21 protein-coding genes and 3 tRNA genes are annotated in these 19181 nt (G+C 44.6%); 9 read left to right on the forward strand and 15 right to left on the reverse strand.

Annotated elements, in window-relative coordinates:
• The first annotated feature begins 15 nt into the window (after window positions 1–15).
• Window positions 16–969: a LysR substrate-binding domain-containing protein gene (locus AYW76_RS01470; RefSeq protein WP_067214880.1), complete on the forward strand. Its 954-nt coding sequence runs from the start codon at window positions 16–18 to the stop codon at window positions 967–969.
• 150 nt (window positions 970–1119) lie between these two features.
• Here AYW76_RS01470 and AYW76_RS01475 read toward each other — a convergent pair.
• The 8 genes from AYW76_RS01475 to AYW76_RS01510 form a co-directional block, all read right to left on the reverse strand.
• A tRNA-Leu gene (locus AYW76_RS01475) sits at window positions 1120–1206 on the reverse strand.
• A gap of 10 nt (window positions 1207–1216) precedes the next feature.
• A tRNA-Cys gene (locus tag AYW76_RS01480) sits at window positions 1217–1290 on the reverse strand.
• Between the two features lie 26 nt (window positions 1291–1316).
• Window positions 1317–1391: transfer RNA gene (locus AYW76_RS01485), tRNA-Gly, on the reverse strand.
• Between the two features lie 138 nt (window positions 1392–1529).
• Window positions 1530–2090 (reverse strand): CDP-diacylglycerol--glycerol-3-phosphate 3-phosphatidyltransferase, encoded by a 561-nt coding sequence (pgsA, locus tag AYW76_RS01490; RefSeq protein WP_067034529.1) that lies wholly within the window; start codon window positions 2088–2090, stop codon window positions 1530–1532.
• Between the two features lie 45 nt (window positions 2091–2135).
• Window positions 2136–3953, reverse strand: coding sequence for an excinuclease ABC subunit UvrC (gene uvrC / locus AYW76_RS01495; protein ID WP_067214883.1), 1818 nt, complete (start codon window positions 3951–3953; stop codon window positions 2136–2138).
• A gap of 10 nt (window positions 3954–3963) precedes the next feature.
• A complete protein-coding gene (locus AYW76_RS01500; RefSeq protein ID WP_067214886.1) occupies window positions 3964–4605 on the reverse strand; it encodes a response regulator in 642 nt (213 codons plus the stop codon).
• 217 nt (window positions 4606–4822) lie between these two features.
• The gene (locus tag AYW76_RS01505) at window positions 4823–5629 is read right to left on the reverse strand and encodes a replication protein P (RefSeq protein ID WP_231872522.1); all 807 of its coding nucleotides are present in this window, start codon (window positions 5627–5629) and stop codon (window positions 4823–4825) included.
• Window positions 5538–6299, reverse strand: coding sequence for a DnaT-like ssDNA-binding domain-containing protein (locus AYW76_RS01510; RefSeq protein WP_231872523.1), 762 nt, complete (start codon window positions 6297–6299; stop codon window positions 5538–5540). Before AYW76_RS01510 ends, AYW76_RS01505 begins: the two co-directional genes overlap by 92 nt.
• Before the next feature lie 319 nt (window positions 6300–6618).
• Here AYW76_RS01510 and hpf point away from each other — a divergent pair, with 319 nt between their 5' ends.
• The 6 genes from hpf to AYW76_RS01540 all read left to right on the forward strand — a co-directional run bounded on the left by hpf (window position 6619) and on the right by AYW76_RS01540 (window position 9182).
• Window positions 6619–6936 (forward strand): ribosome hibernation-promoting factor, HPF/YfiA family, encoded by a 318-nt coding sequence (gene hpf, locus AYW76_RS01515; protein WP_067034544.1) that lies wholly within the window; start codon window positions 6619–6621, stop codon window positions 6934–6936.
• Between the two features lie 150 nt (window positions 6937–7086).
• Window positions 7087–7746, forward strand: a complete 660-nt coding sequence (locus AYW76_RS01520; RefSeq protein ID WP_067214896.1) for a Bax inhibitor-1/YccA family protein — start codon at window positions 7087–7089, stop codon at window positions 7744–7746.
• Window positions 7747–7825: 79 nt separating this feature from the next.
• A complete protein-coding gene (gene tusD / locus AYW76_RS01525) occupies window positions 7826–8218 on the forward strand; it encodes a sulfurtransferase complex subunit TusD (protein WP_067214898.1) in 393 nt (130 codons plus the stop codon).
• Window position 8219: 1 nt separating this feature from the next.
• On the forward strand, window positions 8220–8564 hold the full coding sequence (locus AYW76_RS01530) for a DsrE family protein (protein WP_067214900.1): 345 nt from the start codon (window positions 8220–8222) through the stop codon (window positions 8562–8564).
• A 9-nt stretch (window positions 8565–8573) separates the two neighbouring features.
• A complete protein-coding gene (locus AYW76_RS01535) occupies window positions 8574–8858 on the forward strand; it encodes a DsrH/TusB family sulfur relay protein (protein ID WP_067034556.1) in 285 nt (94 codons plus the stop codon).
• 3 nt (window positions 8859–8861) lie between these two features.
• Window positions 8862–9182: a TusE/DsrC/DsvC family sulfur relay protein gene (locus AYW76_RS01540; protein ID WP_067214903.1), complete on the forward strand. Its 321-nt coding sequence runs from the start codon at window positions 8862–8864 to the stop codon at window positions 9180–9182.
• Between the two features lie 40 nt (window positions 9183–9222).
• Here the strand turns inward: AYW76_RS01540 and cobA are convergent, their stop codons facing one another.
• The 7 genes from cobA to AYW76_RS01575 all read right to left on the reverse strand — a co-directional run bounded on the left by cobA (window position 9223) and on the right by AYW76_RS01575 (window position 17547).
• Complete coding sequence (gene cobA / locus AYW76_RS01545; protein WP_067214905.1) at window positions 9223–9963, reverse strand: uroporphyrinogen-III C-methyltransferase; 741 nt, start codon at window positions 9961–9963, stop codon at window positions 9223–9225.
• Between the two features lie 65 nt (window positions 9964–10028).
• Complete coding sequence (serS, locus tag AYW76_RS01550; protein ID WP_067034565.1) at window positions 10029–11324, reverse strand: serine--tRNA ligase; 1296 nt, start codon at window positions 11322–11324, stop codon at window positions 10029–10031.
• A gap of 55 nt (window positions 11325–11379) precedes the next feature.
• The gene (gene crcB, locus AYW76_RS01555) at window positions 11380–11751 is read right to left on the reverse strand and encodes a fluoride efflux transporter CrcB (protein WP_082866050.1); all 372 of its coding nucleotides are present in this window, start codon (window positions 11749–11751) and stop codon (window positions 11380–11382) included.
• Window positions 11751–13100: a replication-associated recombination protein A gene (locus AYW76_RS01560; protein ID WP_067214908.1), complete on the reverse strand. Its 1350-nt coding sequence runs from the start codon at window positions 13098–13100 to the stop codon at window positions 11751–11753. The genes crcB and AYW76_RS01560 overlap by 1 nt, the downstream gene beginning before the upstream one ends.
• Before the next feature lie 3 nt (window positions 13101–13103).
• Window positions 13104–13709 (reverse strand): outer membrane lipoprotein chaperone LolA, encoded by a 606-nt coding sequence (gene lolA, locus AYW76_RS01565; protein ID WP_067214912.1) that lies wholly within the window; start codon window positions 13707–13709, stop codon window positions 13104–13106.
• Window positions 13710–13733: 24 nt separating this feature from the next.
• Window positions 13734–16562 carry a DNA translocase FtsK gene (locus AYW76_RS01570; RefSeq protein ID WP_067214915.1) on the reverse strand — a complete coding sequence of 943 codons (2829 nt, stop codon included), beginning with the start codon at window positions 16560–16562 and terminating at the stop codon, window positions 13734–13736.
• 103 nt (window positions 16563–16665) lie between these two features.
• Window positions 16666–17547 (reverse strand): hypothetical protein, encoded by an 882-nt coding sequence (locus AYW76_RS01575; protein ID WP_067214918.1) that lies wholly within the window; start codon window positions 17545–17547, stop codon window positions 16666–16668.
• A 469-nt stretch (window positions 17548–18016) separates the two neighbouring features.
• Between AYW76_RS01575 and aat the strand changes: the two genes are divergently transcribed.
• Both aat and infA read left to right on the forward strand, forming a co-directional pair.
• Window positions 18017–18784, forward strand: coding sequence for a leucyl/phenylalanyl-tRNA--protein transferase (gene aat, locus AYW76_RS01580; protein ID WP_067214920.1), 768 nt, complete (start codon window positions 18017–18019; stop codon window positions 18782–18784).
• Window positions 18785–18911: 127 nt separating this feature from the next.
• On the forward strand, window positions 18912–19130 hold the full coding sequence (infA, locus tag AYW76_RS01585; protein WP_055461515.1) for a translation initiation factor IF-1: 219 nt from the start codon (window positions 18912–18914) through the stop codon (window positions 19128–19130).
• The last annotated feature ends 51 nt before the right edge of the window (window positions 19131–19181 follow it).

Consider the following 19181-nt stretch of genomic DNA (forward strand, 5'->3'; position numbering starts at 1 on the left):
TCATAGGAGAGATAGATGTCTTCGAGTCGCGCCTTACCGCCTCTTAAATCCTTGCTCGCATTCCGCCACTCTGCGCAGACATTAAGCTTTAAAAAAGCCGCTGAGCATCTATTTGTGACGCAAGCCGCCGTAAGTCAACAAATCAAAAGCTTAGAACAAACTTTAGGGGTTGAGCTGTTTGAGCGACATACTCGCCAAGTCAGTTTAACGGCGGAAGGTCAGTATTTATCGGACTATGTGGAGAAAGCTTTCCTACTTTTAGAAGAAGGCATTAAAGGCATCACAGAAGATCCTAACCCGAATACGCTGGTGATCAGTTCTCTACCCTCTTTCTCGAGTCGTTGGCTGGTATCGCGCTTAGGCGGCTTTCAAGCTCAAGCGCCCGATATAAATCTCCGCCTTAATCTTGATTCCGGTCTATCAACGTTTTCCGACAGCGATTTAGACTTATGCATCCGTTTAGGACGTGGGCAATACGAAGGGCTTATGTCAAAACCTTTATTTGAGGAGCATTTGGTGCTTGTCTGTCACCCATCTTTGATCAATATGGACGAGCCCATAAAAGCGCAAATAGGAAATATTCCCGTTATTACGGACACGGGGCCCGACGTAAAGCATGTATGGCCAGTTCTGCAGCATTTTTTAGAGATGTATGATTTGCCAATGAGATCCCATTTGCATACAACGGACTCCACCACACTCATAGAGGCACTACTTTCTCGCCAAGGCCTTGCCATGGCCCGCTATGGGTTGGTATATGATCAGATCGAAAAAGGGCACCTGATCTGCCCCATTCCTATCTATATGAAGTCTCAATATGACTTCTACCTTGTCGCCCCAGCACCGCATTTTAAATATCAAAAAGTGCAGAACTTTCAACTTTGGCTAGAAACAGAAGTAAAAGCGATACAGCAATCTTGGAAGTTGTATTTACGGAAGCATCCAGAAATGAAAGAAGTGAAGGTTTAGAACTAGATAAAAGACGTTAGAGTCCATGTGCTAAAAACAAGTCTGAAAAATCATAAAGCACTGGCTATAAGGAAACAGGCTGAAAGCTTTGATGAGAGTGAACTAAAGAATAGTTAGATAAGAATTTCAGGCATAAAAAAAGGCACCAAATGGTGCCCGGGACCGGAATCGAACCGGTACGATATTTCTATCGCAAGATTTTAAGTCTTGTGCGTCTACCAATTTCGCCACCCGGGCTTGGTACTGATGGAGGCCGGAGTCGGAATCGAACCGGCGTACACGGAGTTGCAGTCCGCTGCATGACCACTCTGCCATCCGGCCTCATATATCAGTAACTCTTAAGAGATTGGAGCGGGAAACGAGGCTCGAACTCGCGACCCCAACCTTGGCAAGGTTGTGCTCTACCACTGAGCTATTCCCGCGTCTCAAAAGATGGAGCGTATTCTATATGAACTGATTCATACGTCAAGAGAAAATACTAAATAAATTGCTAACTTAGTCACTTTTTTTAGAATCGCTCAATCTTCAACCAATCGTGATTATTCCTTATACAACAACGACTAAGAATCGTTCGATTTACTCGCACTCAACTCAGGCCAAGCCGCTTTTAGGTAGATATACATAGACCAAAGCGTTAGCAGAGCTGCAATTATCAGCACAAATAAACCAAAATCTGCCCACCCTGTTCCCGGCGCATTTGATAATAAAATAAAGATCGCGATCATCTGCATAGTGGTTTTGAACTTACCGACAAATGACACAGCAACGCTTGCACGCTTGCCCATCTCAGCCATCCATTCACGCAATGCAGAAATAACAATCTCACGCCCAACAATCACCGCACTGGCCAGCGTCATTAAAGGGTTATCGTATGCAGCCACAAGAATAACCAATGCCACTGACACCATCACTTTATCAGCAACCGGATCAAAGAACGCACCAAAAGGTGTAGATTGATTCAGTGCGCGTGCGAGGAAGCCGTCTAACCAGTCGGTGATGGCAGCAATACCAAATATCGCGGCACTGGCATAATAACGCCCTTCCCAAGGTAGGTAGTAGATAACAATAAGAACCGGAATCAAGAAGATACGTAATGACGTAAGAAAATTTGGAATATTCATAAAAGCCTTTAAAAAGAATGCCCAACGCTGAAAGATAGGCTTAGCTTAACTTTTATGAAGGTAGAGGTATATCTCTTGCGCTTTATTTCCACCGATACCTTTGACTTTCGCGATATCTTCTTGTGATGCCGCTAACAGCTCTTGATAACCGCCAAATGCAGTAAGCAAGTCCTTACGTCGTTTCGGCCCAACGCCTGGAATATCTTCTAGTACAGAATGTCTGCGCTTTTTATCTCGACGACGACGATGGTTCTTTATCGCAAACCGATGCGCTTCGTCGCGAATATGCTGAATCAGATGCAAAGCCGCCGAATCAGGAGGCAAAACCACTTCGTCTTCTTTTGAACCAATATACAAGGTTTCTAAACCCGGTTTACGCGTATCCCCTTTCGCCACCCCAAGCAAAAATATATCAACGAGACCAAGCTCAGCTAGAACCGCTTCTGCTTGTGACAGTTGGCCTTTACCACCATCAATTAGCAACACATCAGGCGCATCAATTTCGCCGTCTTTGACTCGCTTATAACGCCGAGTTAAAGCTTGATGCATCGCGGCATAATCATCGCCTGCTTCAACCCCTTCTATATTGAACGAACGGTAGCGTTTTTTATCCGGTCCATCAGGGCCAAAGACCACACAAGATGCGACTGTCGCTTCACCGCTGGAGTGAGAAATATCGAAACACTCCATATGCAAAGGCGGCTCTTTAAAACCGAGCACTTTCTGCAATGCTGTAATACGACTAAAATGGTTACGCTTGTCTGTTAAGCGCGCTTGAAGGCCCTGCTCTGCATTAAGTTTCGCTAAGTCAAGCCAGCGAGCACGCTGGCCTCGCACACTGTGCGTGACTTCTATTTTTTTGCCCGTGGTTTCAAGCAAGGCATTGGCGATGGTCTCTTCATCCTCAATGGGATGACTAAGAATCAAAGATTTTGGCAGCTCTTGAGCGCCACCGATATAAAGCTGCGCGATAAATGAAGACAACAGTTCGGACTCATTCAGCTCAATGGGCATTTTAGGGTAGTGGCTTTTGCTGCCAATTACCTTACCCTGCCTGACCATCATTACATGCACACAAAAACCGCCAGGCTGAATTAGCGCTGCAATAATATCTGCATCGCCAGTTTGGCCATAAACGTGCTGCTCTTCTTGCACATGCTTAAGTTGAATAATTTGATCACGCAATGCCGCCGCACGCTCAAACTCCATGTCCGCCGCGGCGTCAGTCATTTTATCAGTTAACTCAGAGGTTAACTCTTGGTTTTTACCCTGCAAGAACATATGAGCATGATGAACATCTTCTGCGTATTCGGCATCACTGATAATCCCGACACAAGGCGCTGAGCAACGTTTGATTTGATACTGAAGGCAGGGGCGAGTTCGATTACTGTAAACCGAGTCTTCGCATTGACGTACACGAAATACTTTCTGCATGGCAATCATGCTTTCGCGAACGGCGGTACCGCTCGGAAAAGGGCCGTACAATCGACCTTCTTTAGACTTACCACCACGACGGAATAGAATGGCCGGGTGATCGTGGTTTGAGATTAAAATGTACGGGTACGACTTATCATCACGCAACAAGATATTGTATGGCGGACGATGTTGCTTAATTAAGGTTTGCTCAAGGAGTAAGGCTTCAGTTTCACTTTTTGTAACCGCAATTTCTATGGTGTCGATACGACTGACCAACGCCATGGTTTTGGTCGTTAAGCCTGTTGCTCGAAAATAACTAGCCACACGATTTTTGAGGTTTTTCGCTTTACCGACGTACAGCAATTCGCCTTCGCCATACATGCGGTATACACCTGGACGCGTTGTTAGATTTTGTACGAAATATTTTGGATCAAAGTCTTGCGACACTCAATTACCTTTAAACTAGACCAAGCACATTGTAACGCATAGCAAGCCGCGCGAGTTCAACATCACTTTGGATTTCAAGCTTGGTGAAAATACGCTTACGAAAGGTACTGACCGTTTTGTCAGATACATGAAGCCTATCCGCAATCTCTTTTGTTTTCACACAATCGACGATCATTTGTGCCACCTGAAGTTCACGCTCAGACAATTCACTAAACGGTGAATCAGACCCATTCTTGGTCGTTTTAGATAACGCTACTTTTTGGGCAACAACCCGTGAAAGGTATTGTTTGCCTTGAATAACCGTTTCAAGTGCTTCAACTAGTTCAGACTGATCTGAACCTTTTGCGACATAGCCACTTGCACCCGCTTCCATCATCTTTGCTGGATAAGGCGCATCATCTGTACCAGATAACGCAATGACTTTTGTATCAGGGTATAAGCGTTTAATCTCAAGCGTTGCGCCAAGACCGCCGATACCAGGCATATGCACGTCCATTAAAACAATGTCGATGCGTTCATTTCTCAGCACCTTAAGAGCGTCCTCACCACTGTGTACGGTTCCCCATACATTCACGCTCGGAATGTCTTCAATGACACGCTTTATCCCTTCACACACCATGGTGTGATCGTCGACAATCAGAACCTTACGCATCTCTACCTCATATAAAGCACGAAACCCTGTATACAATGTTATCGTTTACGAAACTTTTCGAAAAGAAGTAATGTCTTACTCAACGTAGTTATTTGTAAGGTAAAACGTCAGTTTTCACCATACTTTTTGTCAATATAACTTAAAGCAAACCCTTATATGTATGTTTTTGTTAAAGAAATACCTTTGAGTTCACTTAATCACATATTTGCATAAGCTTCTAGTTAGGCAACTGACCCCTGTAACCCAATGCCTTAAGCGCCTCTTGCGCTCGCTCACGGTACAAAACGCGAATCTTTGTGCCTTTGGTCTTGTACAAGTAGTACAAGTGCGGGGCTATATCACTTTCTGTTAGATTTAACTGTTTAGATAAGTCATTTAACAGGTCGTCAAGTACAGGAGCCGACTTGTCTTCTATCATGACTGGTTTCGGTATCACCAACTTCTCGCCATTGATCACTTTATCGACTAAGCGCGTGTAATGCTTTTCGAATATGGGCCTAGTCGTGCGCTCATCTTCGGTGCTTAAATAGTGCCAGCCCGTCTCCGAGCCAGCAAAATAAACAGCGGCATGCGACCAGCGGTTTTCTTGGGGATTATGACGGCAACCACACGCTTCCATATACGCTTGGCGTGGCTCTGGTAAGCCGTACGCTTTGTAAGCAGTTTGAATAACCGATAAAAACTCTGAAATAGTAGGTGGCCATGCAAAACGCTCTTTGGTGCGCTCGACAGCGTACGCCAAAAGCGGCTCTTGGAAGCCTTTCAAGGCAATCGCCCATTCACGTTTAGCCAGTTTAACTTCTTCAGTTGTCGAATACGCCGAGGCAAATTTATGCGTGTAAATCGCTTTGAAGCGAGCAAATAACATGTTCACCAGTACACGAGTTCGCTGCTCAGCTTCTGGAGAAGCTTGGCTCTGCTCTCGCTCGGTGTTACCAGTCTGTGTCGTGTATGTTTGTGAGGGCGCTGCTAACTTGCTCTCGATTGGACTTAGAATTTGCTGTATAGGTTGCGGTTCCTTCATAGGACTGACGATCCGATTGTTTGTATTGCCATTGACGTTTCACGTATTTAAAGAATTCGCTATTCCAAGTACGAACATTTTTACGCTGCTCTTTAATTCTTAGCAAAAATTCAGCTAACAGAGACTCTGCAAATTCTCGCTCTATACCCGCCTGCTGAATTTGCTCAAATGTCGCCTCTTCGGGTAACCATTGATCAGGCTGACGCGTGCGTTCTTTTGCCTCAAGATACAAATCAAAGTCAGTTAGACCTCGTCGATCTTTTCCCGAGGCAGGCATTGGCATTGCTGATTCAGTATGTTGCGGTTTAGAGCGTTGAGTAAATTGCGGCTGTGGTGTTGCGCCTTGATTATAGGCTTCTGTTTGCAAGCGAGACAATTTGCTCATCGCATCTTCTTTTGGCTCAGCGGGCTTCTGAGTAACAGGCGCAGCAGCCTGCTGCTTTGTAGCCGGAGCATCTGTGTGCGCTTGTTGCTCACCAGACTCTAATAGTATTTCTACGCCGGAGTCTGAGCGACGGAACTGTAAAACCTGCGCCATTTGAAGACTGCTCAGTAAGCGCACCACATACGGGGCGGTCCAAAAAGGCAGCATTTCGACTAATTCTCTATGAGAAATTTTCATCTGACGTGTATTAAGGTAATGCGATCGCTGCTGCAAATAGGTCAGCAATACACTTTCCTCTAGACCAAGCTCACAAGCTAGGTTAAACGAGACGGGTAACAAAAAATCAGGGGCAGCCATAAACACGACCATTTCGTTCGGGATTATTCAGTTTACCAAACAGCAAAGCTTTTAGCACGATAACTCGCTTTTCTCTTACGAAGCAAGCATAAAAAATATGTGTTTCAGAAAATTGTGACAGCAACATTTCTTTACCGTTAAAGAGTGTTGACAGGGAAATTTTGGACTCCTATGCTGAAACTGTGCCGCGGAGTTGGACACCTTCCATTCTCCAACATTCGGCCGACTTTACTGAGGAGAAAGTTGCATGTATACAATAAATATTACTGGTCACCACGTCGACATCACTCCAGCAATCAAAGATCACATCAATGAAAAAATGAACAAAATCGCCAAATTGAGTGATCAAATAACATCCGTCAACGTGACGCTTGTACAAGACAGTAAAGAACAGAAAGCAGAAGCACGAATACATTTACCCGGCAAAGAGCTATTCGCCACCGCGTCTTCTGAAGATCGCTTATTTTTCGCTATTGATAATATGATCGATAAATTAGCTCGCCAAGTGGATAAACATAAAACCAAACAAGCTTCTGGCACTCATAAAGCCGCCGTAGCTTCATAGAATCTAACGATTTCCCGACTCTCGACGCCCGCTTATCCAGCGGGCGTTTGCGTTTCTAATTAGATACGCACAATAAATATTGAACTTTGGAACTTCTGCCCGCATAGTCTGTCTTATATTGAAGGTTAATTTAACTAGGAGAGCACTATCATGCGTTACACTGATGCCCTTTCGACGACTCATACGTCACAGGCGGCCAATAAGACGCTGCGCAACACGTATGGATTACTATCACTAACCTTGCTTTTCAGTGCGTTTACCGCTGGTGTTAGCGTGGTTATGAATTTACCGCCTATGGGCTTAATTATTACTTTGGTCGGTTTCTACGGTTTACTATTTTTGACGCACAAATGTAAAAATAGCGCCGCTGGCATTTTATGCGTCTTCGCACTGACTGGCTTTATGGGACTAACACTAGGCCCTATTCTTAACATGTATCTAAACATGGCCAACGGTGGGACACTGATCATGAGTGCCTTAGCAATGACAGGACTCTCTTTTATGGGTCTTTCTGCCTACGCGCTTATATCTAAAAAAGATTTCAGTTTCCTTAATGGCTTCATCACCATAGGCTTCTTTGCATTGCTGTTTGCCATGATTGCTGGCTTCTTTATTCAACTTCCAGCGCTTCAGATCTTTATTTCTGTTGGCTTCACACTGTTCTCTGCAGCCATTATCTTACTGCAAACCAGTGAGATCGTACGTGGTGGAGAAACTAACTACATTATGGCTACAGTGAACCTATATGTTTCTTTGTACAACATGTTCCTAAGCCTATTGTCTCTATTCGGTATGGCAAGCGACGACTAATCGCGCCATAGGATATTAAAAGGCCGCAGACTGCGGCCTTTTTTATGTGTAAAATTTGCTTTATTTAAGAAGCAACTCTATGAATTACTCTCTTTTCATAACGGGCAGCCCTACAAGCAGTAAAGCCTGCCATACGGCACTAGACTTTGCTGAAGCAGTCGTCCAAGACAGCAGACATACATTGTCAGGTGTCTTTTTTTACGAAGAAGCCGTTAACATAGCGAATGCGCTGGCCATGCCACCACGCGATGAGTGCAACATTCGTGATGAGTGGGTGCAGTTCGCTCAGCAACACAGCATCCCTTTATATGTGTGTATCGCAGCAGCATTACGTCGTGGCGAACTCAATGAAGCAGAAGCTAAGCGTCATGAAGTCGATCAACACAATCTTGCCAGTGGCTTCCTGTTAGAGGGGCTCGGCAGTTTATTAAGTTTGACGCTTGAGTCTGATCGCACCATGAGGTTCAAGTAATATGTCTACTCTCATCTATCTGTCAAGCTCCCCTTATAGCAGCAATTCCATTAAAGAAGCTCTGGATCTGGCACTAGTCTTTGGCACCTTTGAGCAATCAATCAGCATTGCCATAACGGGTGACGCCTTAGCATTATTAATTGCCTCTCAAACACCAACAGTCCGACAAGGAAAGCATTTATTCAAACTGCTTGATGGACTAGAGTTTTACGATATTGAGAATATTTATGTAAAACAGGAGGAGATTGCTAAGCTCGCTATTGAAACATGGCCTGGTGTATCCCCTTTAGCACAAGAAAGCTGGCTCGACATGCTCGATCAACATTCAGACATCTACCACTTTTAAGGGGCATCCATGAAGCTGTATCAAATAAATAAAAGTATGTACCCACAAAGCGTCGAACAAGACTGGCAATTAAGTTTGATGTCTGGCGATGCGGTATTATTAATGGAAGTGGGTGTACTCCGAGGCCTAACCCAGCAATCAATGCTCACTCAACTGATCGAAAAAGGCGTTACTCTCTACTTTAGAGAGCACGATTTAACCGCCAACGGTCTATCCGTACCTTTTGGTGAGGCCATTTCTGATCCGCAGTGGGTCGATTTGACCACGCAATATGACAAAATTGTTTCTTGGTGATTTATGACATTATCAGCTAAGCAGTTCGATGAAGAAGGCTACCTGCTCAATCTCAGTGATTGGAGCGAAGCCCTAGCAGAAGAAATAGCCACACAAGAAGGTCTTGTACTCACAGCAGAGCATTGGGCGGTTTTAACAGTGTTGCGCAATTTCTATCAACAGTTTGAAGTATCACCCGCCATGCGCCCTTTTGTAAAAGCCGTCGCAAAAGAATTGGGAGCAGAAAAAGGGAAAAGCATCTATCTCATGAAGCTTTTCCCTGGCAGTCCTCCTAAGCTAGCTGCCAAAATTGCGGGATTGCCTAAACCGGCAAATTGCCTTTAGAAAAGGCAGCGAATGCTGCCTTTCTTCTCTCAAAGATTGGTTACTTTCCAAACCATGATAGCTTGTCTTGTAATGCGACAACTTCGCCAATGATCAGCAAAGCGGGTGACTTCACTTCATTGTCTAAGGCCATTTGATGCACATCTTTCATTGTTGAAGTGAACACTCGCTGCTCTATTGACGTGCCTTTTTCGACAATGGCCACTGGCATAGAGGGACGCATACCAAAACGAATCAATGACTGACTGATGGATTCTAGCCCAGTCAAGCCCATGTAAATAACCAACGTTTGTGATGGGTGTACCAGCTCATCCCAAGGTAAATCCGTGGTGCCATCTTTAAGATGCCCGGTTAGAAATCGAACCGATTGAGCATAGTCTCGATGTGTAAGTGGAATACCAGCATACGCGGCACAACCGGCTGCTGCCGTCACCCCTGGGACGACTTCAAATGACACCCCTTCGCAGACTAACTCTTCTAGTTCTTCGCCTCCACGACCAAAGATAAATGGATCGCCGCCTTTTAGACGAACAACGACTTTACCCTCTTTCGCTTTACTCGCCAGCAACTGATTAATTTGATCCTGCGGCAAGCTGTGCAATGACTTCGCTTTACCGACATAAAGCTTTTCTGCTTTGTCAGGGATCATTGCAATGATTTGTTCACCGACCAATCGATCATAAAGCACGACATCTGCAGCTAAAAGTAAACGATGCGCTTTCATCGTTAGCAAGTCAGGGTCACCTGGACCTGCTCCGACCAAATATACTTTACCCGTCATAATTTTTCTTTCTCAAACAGAAAAGCCCCACACCGGGGGCTTTTAAAATATTGTTGCAAACCCGATTAACCGATCAGAGTCTTACCGCCCATGTAAGGCACAAGTGCTTCAGGTACAGTAACCGTACCATCTGCATTCTGGTAGTTTTCAAGAATCGCCACCAGAGTACGGCCTACAGCTAGACCTGAACCATTCAAAGTATGTGCCAATTCTGGCTTACCTGTTTCAGGGTTACGCCAGCGAGCCTGCATACGACGTGCTTGGAAGTCCCACATGTTTGAGCAAGAAGAGATCTCACGGTATTTCTGCTGACCAGGAAGCCACACTTCTATGTCATAGGTTTTATGCGCAGAGAAACCTAGATCACCACCACAAAGGATAACAGTGCGGTAAGGTAAGTTTAGCTTTTGTAGAATGACTTCAGCGTGACCGATCAACTCCTCAAGCGCTTGCGTAGAACGATCAGGACGACAGATGTGCACTAGCTCTACTTTTTCAAATTGGTGCTGACGGATCATGCCGCGAGTATCACGGCCGTAGCTACCAGCTTCACTACGGAAACAAGGCGTATGCGCAACAAACTTCTGATGCAAATCTGCATCGTTTAAAATTTCATCACGAGCAATATTGGTAACTGGAACTTCTGCCGTTGGGATCAAATACAAGTCACTATTGCCGCTGTCTTTATCAACGGGTACTTTGAACAAGTCATCTTCAAATTTTGGCAGTTGACCTGTACCACGTAGCGATGCAGCGTTCACTAAGTAAGGCACATAGATTTCAGAATAGTTATGCTCTTCGATGTGTGTGTTCAACATAAATTGAATCAATGCGCGATGCAGACGAGCTAGATCAGTACGCATAACAGCAAAACGAGAGCCAGTAATCTTGGCAGCCATTTCAAAATCCAGCATACCCAGTGCAGCACCAACATCAACATGGTCTTTCACATCGAAGTCAAAGGTACGCGGCTCGCCCCAGCGACGAATTTCAACGTTGTCATCTTCCGTCGCGCCCGCTGGTACAGATTCATGGGGAATGTTTGGAATGCTTTCAAGAAACGCTTCCATTTCGGCTTGAACCTGAGAAAGCTGCTCTTTCGCGGCGGATAAGTCATCACCCAATGTGGCCGTTTTTGCTTTTAATTCATCCGCCAAAGCTTTGTCGCCCGCTTTCATTGCTGAGCCAATTTCTTTGGATGCGGCGTTACGGGACTGTTGCAGGTTCTCTGTTTCAATCTGAATTGCTTTACGACGTTCTTCTAAACTAGAGAAAGTCGCCACATTTAAATCAAAGCCTTTTTTCTTTAGTAAAGCGGCAATCGCTTCTGGATCCGCCCGTAGAGCTTTAATATCTAACATCGCTGCAACAAAACCTTATATAGTTGAATATTGAAATAACTGTTGTAGATTGGTCTTAAACAAAGCGCGCAAGGCCTACGCCTGCGGCTAATGCCAATATACCTAACAAACAGCTTAATGATAAATAGCTTAAGGCACTTAGCCAAGCCTGCTGATTCACCAGAGAGACAATTTCTAATGAAAAAGTCGAGAAGGTAGTAAAAGCCCCCAAAAAGCCGACCATAATAAAGGGCCTTAGTGACTCTACGCTCGGAATACGCTCACTGATGATCACAAATGCGACTCCCATGAGAAAACTCCCTAGTACATTGATCGACAATGTTGCCATAGGAAATGGTGCCTGCCAAAAACCATTGACCCATTTAGCTAAGGCATAACGTGACACAGCGCCTAACGCACCACCTAAAGCAACCATCAGATAAAGCACTACCCGTTTTCTCCTTCATGATAGCGTTTTTGTGAACTCTGCAAGTCTTGCTCTTCAAGCCAAGCCAGTTTCTCAGCAATTTTCTTTTCTAACCCTCTATCGGTCGGAATGTAATAACGCTCATTAGCCAATTCAGCCGGTAAATAAGATTCGCCTGCAGCGTAAGCATTCGGTTCATTATGAGCATAACGATAACCTTCACCATGCCCCATGTCTTTGGCAAGACTCGTTGGTGCGTTACGCAAATGATTTGGCACTTCCAAACTAGGCTGGTTTTTAACATCACTCATCATTTGGTTAAACGCTTTATATAACGCATTGCTCTTTGGTGCACACGCCATATAAACCGCCGCTTGAGCAATCGCACGGTTACCTTCGTATGGGCCAACTCGCTCAAATATATCCCACGCATTTAAACCAATCTGCAAGGCTCTTGGATCGGCATTACCGATATCTTCTGAGGCAATCGCTAATAATCGGCGGGCGATATAAAGTGGATCACATCCCCCATCGAGCATACGCGCCATCCAATATAATGCACCATCAGGAGAAGAGCCTCGTACCGACTTATGAAACGCGGATATCTGATCATAAAACACATCACCGCCTTTATCATAGCGACGAATGCTGCCCCCTAGTATATCTTCTAACTGGGCATTAGTGACCGCTTCCCCGTCCTCAACGAAATCCGCAAGGATTTCCAAAAAGTTCAAGCTACGACGAACATCACCATCCGCAGCCTGCGCTAAGATCGCTAATTGTTCATCTTTAATTTGGATCTTACGATCGCCTAAACCTCGGCGACAGTCATTTAGAGCATGCTTCATCGCCGATAAAAGGTCATCAACTGTAGGGGTCTGTAATCGGTACACTCGAGCACGGGATAACAAAGCGGAGTTGAGTTCAAAGGCAGGGTTTTCAGTGGTCGCACCAACAAATAGAAACGTGCCATCTTCTATATACGGTAGAAAAGCGTCTTGCTGCGATTTATTAAATCGGTGTACTTCGTCGACAAACAGTAGCGTCGATTTTTGAGTCATTAAACGCCATTGCTTGGCATCGTCAACCGCCGCACGAATGTCCTTTACGCCTGACATAACAGCCGATAATTCAATAAACTTAGCGTCCAATGAATGGGCAAACAACTGTGCAAACGTCGTTTTTCCTACGCCTGGCGGCCCCCATAAAATAAACGAATGCCCTTGGCGACGTTCCACCATTTTACGCAGTGGCTTTCCTTCGCCAACCAAATGCTCTTGCCCGACATATTCGTCTAATGTTTTAGGGCGCATGCGGGCAGCCAACGGTTGCATTAGGTTAACATCATCGGAGGCAAACAAATCGTCCATTGGCTACTGCTCAATAATTACATCGACGGACTCTGGTAGGTCCACATTAAAATTTTGTTCTGATACCCCTTCATGAGCCTCTATATTCGAGAACTCAATCACGGTTGTTTGACCTAATACATCTTTGATGCTCATCGCACTGATCGCCTTATCATTAAACGACAGTGTTAATGAATCGAACAAGTCTTCTTGATCGTTAGGCGCTAGCTTATAGCTGTCCTTACCAACGCTTTCGACAGCATAATGACTCAATACATTAGCAGCAGAATCCCCCAGCAAAGCTGCAGGTGAATTACCGACTGTTCCTGCAAAAGGTTTACGTGTGGCCTGCTCTAAATCAACATCCCAAATCGTAACCCACTCGCCGTCTGAAATAATTCGCTGTGGGAAAGGTGAAATCGTATCCCAGACAAAACGATTAGGCGCTGCAAGCAAGAAAACACCTTCGCTGTGCTGCACTTGCTCCCCCTGCTCGTTATACGTAACTTGACGAAACTCACCCTCAACATTTCGATTTTCTTCGAGCAATTGTGTCAGTGAATCGACTGATGTGTCAGCCCAAGCATTCACTGCTAAAAACATGCCTAGCGCACAAATAAAACGACTCATACATTTTCCTCGCGTAACGGATTCCTACTCAGGAATCAGAATCTCTCGTTGACCATTGGTTCCCATTGGTCCGACTAATCCAGCAGATTCCATTGCTTCGACCAAGTTTGCAGCTCGGTTATAGCCAATTTTTAGACGTCGTTGAATAGAGGAGATAGAAGCTTTACGCGTTTCTATCACAATTTTCACGGCCTCGTCGTATAAGGCATCTTTGTCTTCACCACCGCCAGCGGTAAGCTCTTCCGCACTCACGGTCACATCATTAATGTAATCTGGCTCGCCGCGTGCTTTCCACTCCTCCACTACAGCATGCACTTCTTCGTCCGACACAAAGGCACCATGCACACGTATTGGGGTTGGCAGTCCAGCCGGTAGATACAACATGTCACCTTGTCCAAGCAGCTGATCTGCACCACCTTGATCAAGGATGGTACGAGAATCTATTTTCGAGGATACTTGGAACGCCATACGTGTTGGTATATTAGCTTTAATCAAACCCGTAATAACATCCACTGAAGGACGCTGGGTCGCTAGTATTAGATGAATACCCGCCGCACGAGCTTTTTGGGCGATACGAGCAATCAGTTCTTCGACCTTTTTACCTACAATCATCATCATGTCGGCAAACTCGTCGACGACAATAACGATGTACGGTAAAGGCTCTAGATAAGGTACAGTGCGTGCCACGCCATCTTCCGAGAACATCGCCATTTCAGGTGTCCATAATGGATCTTCAATAGGCTCGCCCGCCGCCGCGGCTTCACGTACTTTTTTATTGAAACCGGCAATATTTCGTACGCCTAACTTGGACATTAATTTATAACGGCGTTCCATTTCGTCTACTGACCAACGTAAGCCATTGGCAGCATCTTTCATATCCGTGATAACAGGCGTTAATAAGTGTGGGATACCTTCGTAAATAGAAAGTTCCAACATTTTAGGGTCGACCATGATCATGCGTACTTCGTCAGGTGTCGACTTTAACAACATACTGAGAATCATGGCATTAACCCCCACCGACTTACCCGAGCCGGTAGTACCTGCCACTAACACATGAGGCATTTTAGCCAAGTCGACCACCACCGCTTCACCCGAAATATCATGTCCAAGTGACAAAGTTAAAGGCGATGTTGCATTGTCATACATAGGTGTATTGATTACTTCAGAAAAGTAAACGGTATCACGATGTTGGTTTGGTATTTCAATACCAATAGTAGATTTACCAGCGATCACTTCGACCACTCGCACACTTAATACGCTTAATGAGCGCGCTAAATCTTTGGCCAAGTTGGTGATTCTAGAAACTTTTACACCAGGCGCAGGCTGGATTTCAAACCGCGTAATCACTGGACCAGGGTTGACCTCAACAACTTCGGCTTTCACACCAAAATCTTGTAGCCGCTGCTCTAATAACGCAGAAAGATCCAACAGCTCGTCTTCGGTATAACCACCTTGTTTAGGCTTCGGCGGCGTTAATACAGCTCGATCAGGCAAACTGTAAAGTGCTTCAGAGCGCTCAATTTCAGTCGATGGTCCACCAAGACCATCAAGTTGCTTGGCCTCAGATAAGGTTTTCACCGCAGGTTTGTGCGCCGCTGAATCAGGAGTAGGTTGCGCTGATAATTGTGTTTTAGGTGGCTTGGCCACTGTTTCTGTTATAAATGGTGGCTCATCGACACTTTGATCCGCAGCAAATTGAAGCTCTGTTTCTTGCTGCGAACGAGTCTGGCTAGAAGGTTGCTCCATCGCTACTTGCTCTACAGGAGATGTCTCTGCATTAAACCTTTTCTGTTTATGCTGAATGTTCGCAGATGACAACTTTGTTTCAGATACTGCACTAGGTTCTTTCTTATCCCAGACGTCATCAAAGCTGATGTCTCGATGATCTTCTTCGACATATAAGGTATCTGTAAAATCAAAAGTATCATCGCTGTCATTAAAGGACGCTGAGTCCAGTCCATCAAAACTTGGTTCTCGATGCTCTCTATTGGCTTCTAGTTGGACTGAATCTTCTATCTTAGACGAACGCGTAAACTTGCCTTTCATTTTTTCCCATAAAGACACTTTTTCTTCCGTCTCATCTAGACCTGCCTCGTCATCGATCACTGCTGCCACTTTCTTTTTACGGAATATAGCAGGCTTTTCTAGTTCGTCGTCTTCAACTGCTTTTTTAGCTGCTTTCTCAGCAGCCTTCTTTGCTTTCTGTTTAGTTGATTTATCATTTTGTTCTTCTACGTCCTCATCACGTTGAAAACGCCTAATGACCCACAGATAAGCCATTTCCGTTCGCTCGCCAATGAATTCAAGTGCTTGGGACCAATGAACTTGAGCTAAAAGAGTAAACGCGAGTAGAACTAAAGCAAGACTGACCAGAGTACCACCATCATAGCCAATCCAATGATAAAGCAACTGCCCAAGGGATTGCCCTAGAATACCGCCTGTTCCAAACTGCAGTGAAGCATTTCCTACCGTGTGCAAAAAACAAAGCGCGGAGCCAAAACTCAAATATAAAATACTACCAACGCAACAGAGAATGGCATTATTAAGCGGAATCATTTGATGTGGGTTGCGCCATAATATAAAGGCAACCAATAAGAAAAGTAGAGGTAACGAATAAAACAGGCTGCCAAAGAAGGCTGACAATAAATCAGCTAACATTGCACCTATCGGCCCCATAGAATTTTGAACGGCACTACCACTGCCAGAATAAAACCAACCGGCATCTTCTGGATTGTAGGTATAAGTCGCGAAAGCAAAAAATAGAAAAAACAACATTGCGGCAATAAACGCCGCCTGCTTCGCAAATGTTCCCCAGACAAGTGATCGTACAGACTCACGCCCTACTTGTGTCAAAAGCCACCTTCCAATGTCATCAGCCAATGTTTAGGGTGCAAGCTTACCATAAAAAAAGCCAGCCCGAAGGGCTGGCTTTCGCTTTTACTAAGATAGGGAAATCTTAGAAGAATGCTTTAACACCAACTGTGTGATGCTCAGAACCTTCATAAGCAGAATCTGCCGCTAGATCACCGTTGTAGTTTTTGTAGTAGTACGTTAGGTCACCTGCAGCGTACTCAGCAACAAAGTAAGTACCATCTTCTTTATCGCCCTCTAGATCTTTAGAGTACTGAAGAATTAGCGTAAGCGCATCTGTCGCAGCAAGTTCAACACCGAAACCAGCTTGTTGAACATCAGTGGTATTATCTGTACCTGTTTCGCCTACACCGTAGTTAGCAGACAAAGTCGCTGGACCAGCATTGAATTGCGCGCCCACGTTTACAGAATTAGCATCGCCGATGGCACCACCAGAAATACCTAATTTGACTGCATCTAGATCAACAACATAAGAGATTGCCGCGCCGATATCGGAATCATCGTTAGAATTTGTAGTTGCTTCAAGTGCTACAGTTAGACCAGGTGCTACTGCGTAACGAAGACCTGTGTTATCAGTGTCACCTTGAGCTGTGCGAAGATCTACACCACTTTGAAGCTCATCCATGCCCATGAATGCGCCAGTAGAAACAGATCCATCAAAACGACCGAAAGATACCGCACCTTGTTTCACATAAAGTTTTTCAAAGTTGATATCAGTGCCTTCGTCATTACCCGTTGTTTTAACTTCGATCTCAGCGTATACAACACCAGTATCGATCGATAGCTCAACTTCACCAAGATCCGTACCGTCTGCTAGATCACCGGTATCTTTAGATTCGCCGTAGTAGCTAACGTATTCGATGCCCGCTTCACCAGAAAATACTGGCTCAACAGCGAAAGTAGATGTAGATACCGCAGCTGCAACAGCAGATACCGCGAAAACAGAAGCAAGTTTAATCGCTTTCATTCAAGATTCCCCTTTAATTATATATGTTCGGTCTCAAGACCTTTTGAAAGGCTTAGCACCTAAAAATCATTTAACGCTGAGATATCAGCGACTTAAATATAGTAAAGCCTATCAATTTCAGTTTTGTGACAAACCCACAACACCGAAAAATTTTTAGTCCGTGAACAGCGATTCGTTTAATATTTTTATTCGCCGCTCTGAACGTACTTGATTAAAACCAAGTTTTACTTTGCTGGTCAAGCACTACGAACACTTTTTTTGATTTTTTTTTGCATTTTTCATGTTTTACTCATGTCTAAGGAGCAAAAAAAGCATATCAGAATGCAAAATCAAGCAATAATCATACGACTTCGATACGAAATACCTACAAAGCGACCAAAAAAAGTGTATTCACTCACTAAGTACTGGTAAAACGGGGTAAGAATTGTGGATAATAACAGCACTCCAACACGTCTTTTTAAGAGAATTCATGCGAGATTCCACTGAAAAAAGCTCAGAAAACACAAAAGAGCTCGTTCTGTTGACAGAATCTATTTATGATACGCCGGACCCATTTAAGTCTCTGGATGACCCTGAAGGCCTTTCTGCGGTCGGTGGCGATTTAAAACCTGAGCGATTAGTTCACCTTTATCGGCATGGATTCTTTCCATGGTACAGCGATCCTGACCCAATCCTTTGGTGGCATCCACATGAACGCTGCACACTCACTCCTTCAGATTTCCATACCAGTAAATCGCTGCAGAAGAGCCTTAGAAATAAAAACTGGAGTTGGAAAGTAAACTCAGACTTTAGGCAGTCAGTCGACATCTGCCGTCAACTGCGTGCAAATAATGAAGGAACCTGGATATCTGAAGACATCATTGACGCATACTCAAAATTGAACAAGCAAGGCTTTGCTTTTTCGGTTGAATCTTTTTTGGATGGCGAATTAGCCGGCGGATTTTACGGCGTGGCAATGGGGAGCATGTTTTTTGGGGAATCGATGTATTCTCTTAAAAACAATGGTTCAAAGGTGGCATTATGGCAGTTTTGCCAGTTAGCGCATGATCTGGGTATACAAATGATCGACTGCCAAGTATATTCGGAGCACCTTACGTCATTGGGTGCAAAAATGCTTAACAAAAAAGATTTTGTTAGAGCGTTACAGCAACTGATACCCAGCCCATGCCCAAACAGCCAGCTAGCAGCACTAGCGAAGCATAAAGCGCCTTTGCCCATCACTAATTTTATGGGCTAAATTTGCTTTTTAGCGCTATTTTGGGCAAAATACGGCCGAAATTTTAGCAAACTCGCCAATCACAAGCCTATTTTTAGCCTAAATAGCGAGAGAATGCTTAACCTTAATTAAGAACAGGACACTGATTGTGGCAAAAGAAGATAGCATTGAAATGGAAGGTACGATTGTCGATACCCTTCCAAACACTATGTTCCGTGTGGAACTTGAAAACGGTCACGTTGTGACTGCGCATATTTCCGGAAAAATGCGTAAAAACTACATTCGAATTTTGACCGGAGATAAAGTAAAGGTTGAACTAACACCTTACGATTTATCAAAAGGTCGAATCGTTTACCGTTCTCGCTAATACACGACGAGAATGTGATTTACAAAAAAGCCGCTTAATACTTTAAGCGGC

The sequence above is a fragment of the Marinomonas gallaica genome, from assembly GCF_001639745.1.
Lineage (GTDB): Bacteria > Pseudomonadota > Gammaproteobacteria > Pseudomonadales > Marinomonadaceae > Marinomonas > Marinomonas gallaica.

What these genes read in the sequence shown, in the direction of transcription:
- AYW76_RS01470 (WP_067214880.1), top strand. Translation starts at nt 16, where the DNA reads ATGTCTTCGAGTCGCGCCTTACCGCCTCTTAAATCCTTGCTCGCATTC.
- pgsA (WP_067034529.1), bottom strand. Translation starts at nt 2,090, where the DNA reads ATGAATATTCCAAATTTTCTTACGTCATTACGTATCTTCTTGATTCCG.
- AYW76_RS01500 (WP_067214886.1), bottom strand. Translation starts at nt 4,605, where the DNA reads ATGCGTAAGGTTCTGATTGTCGACGATCACACCATGGTGTGTGAAGGG.
- AYW76_RS01505 (WP_231872522.1), bottom strand. Translation starts at nt 5,629, where the DNA reads ATGAAGGAACCGCAACCTATACAGCAAATTCTAAGTCCAATCGAGAGC.
- hpf (WP_067034544.1), top strand. Translation starts at nt 6,619, where the DNA reads ATGTATACAATAAATATTACTGGTCACCACGTCGACATCACTCCAGCA.
- AYW76_RS01520 (WP_067214896.1), top strand. Translation starts at nt 7,087, where the DNA reads ATGCGTTACACTGATGCCCTTTCGACGACTCATACGTCACAGGCGGCC.
- tusD (WP_067214898.1), top strand. Translation starts at nt 7,826, where the DNA reads ATGAATTACTCTCTTTTCATAACGGGCAGCCCTACAAGCAGTAAAGCC.
- AYW76_RS01530 (WP_067214900.1), top strand. Translation starts at nt 8,220, where the DNA reads ATGTCTACTCTCATCTATCTGTCAAGCTCCCCTTATAGCAGCAATTCC.
- AYW76_RS01535 (WP_067034556.1), top strand. Translation starts at nt 8,574, where the DNA reads ATGAAGCTGTATCAAATAAATAAAAGTATGTACCCACAAAGCGTCGAA.
- AYW76_RS01540 (WP_067214903.1), top strand. Translation starts at nt 8,862, where the DNA reads ATGACATTATCAGCTAAGCAGTTCGATGAAGAAGGCTACCTGCTCAAT.
- cobA (WP_067214905.1), bottom strand. Translation starts at nt 9,963, where the DNA reads ATGACGGGTAAAGTATATTTGGTCGGAGCAGGTCCAGGTGACCCTGAC.
- serS (WP_067034565.1), bottom strand. Translation starts at nt 11,324, where the DNA reads ATGTTAGATATTAAAGCTCTACGGGCGGATCCAGAAGCGATTGCCGCT.
- AYW76_RS01560 (WP_067214908.1), bottom strand. Translation starts at nt 13,100, where the DNA reads ATGGACGATTTGTTTGCCTCCGATGATGTTAACCTAATGCAACCGTTG.
- lolA (WP_067214912.1), bottom strand. Translation starts at nt 13,709, where the DNA reads ATGAGTCGTTTTATTTGTGCGCTAGGCATGTTTTTAGCAGTGAATGCT.
- AYW76_RS01575 (WP_067214918.1), bottom strand. Translation starts at nt 17,547, where the DNA reads ATGAAAGCGATTAAACTTGCTTCTGTTTTCGCGGTATCTGCTGTTGCA.
- aat (WP_067214920.1), top strand. Translation starts at nt 18,017, where the DNA reads ATGCGAGATTCCACTGAAAAAAGCTCAGAAAACACAAAAGAGCTCGTT.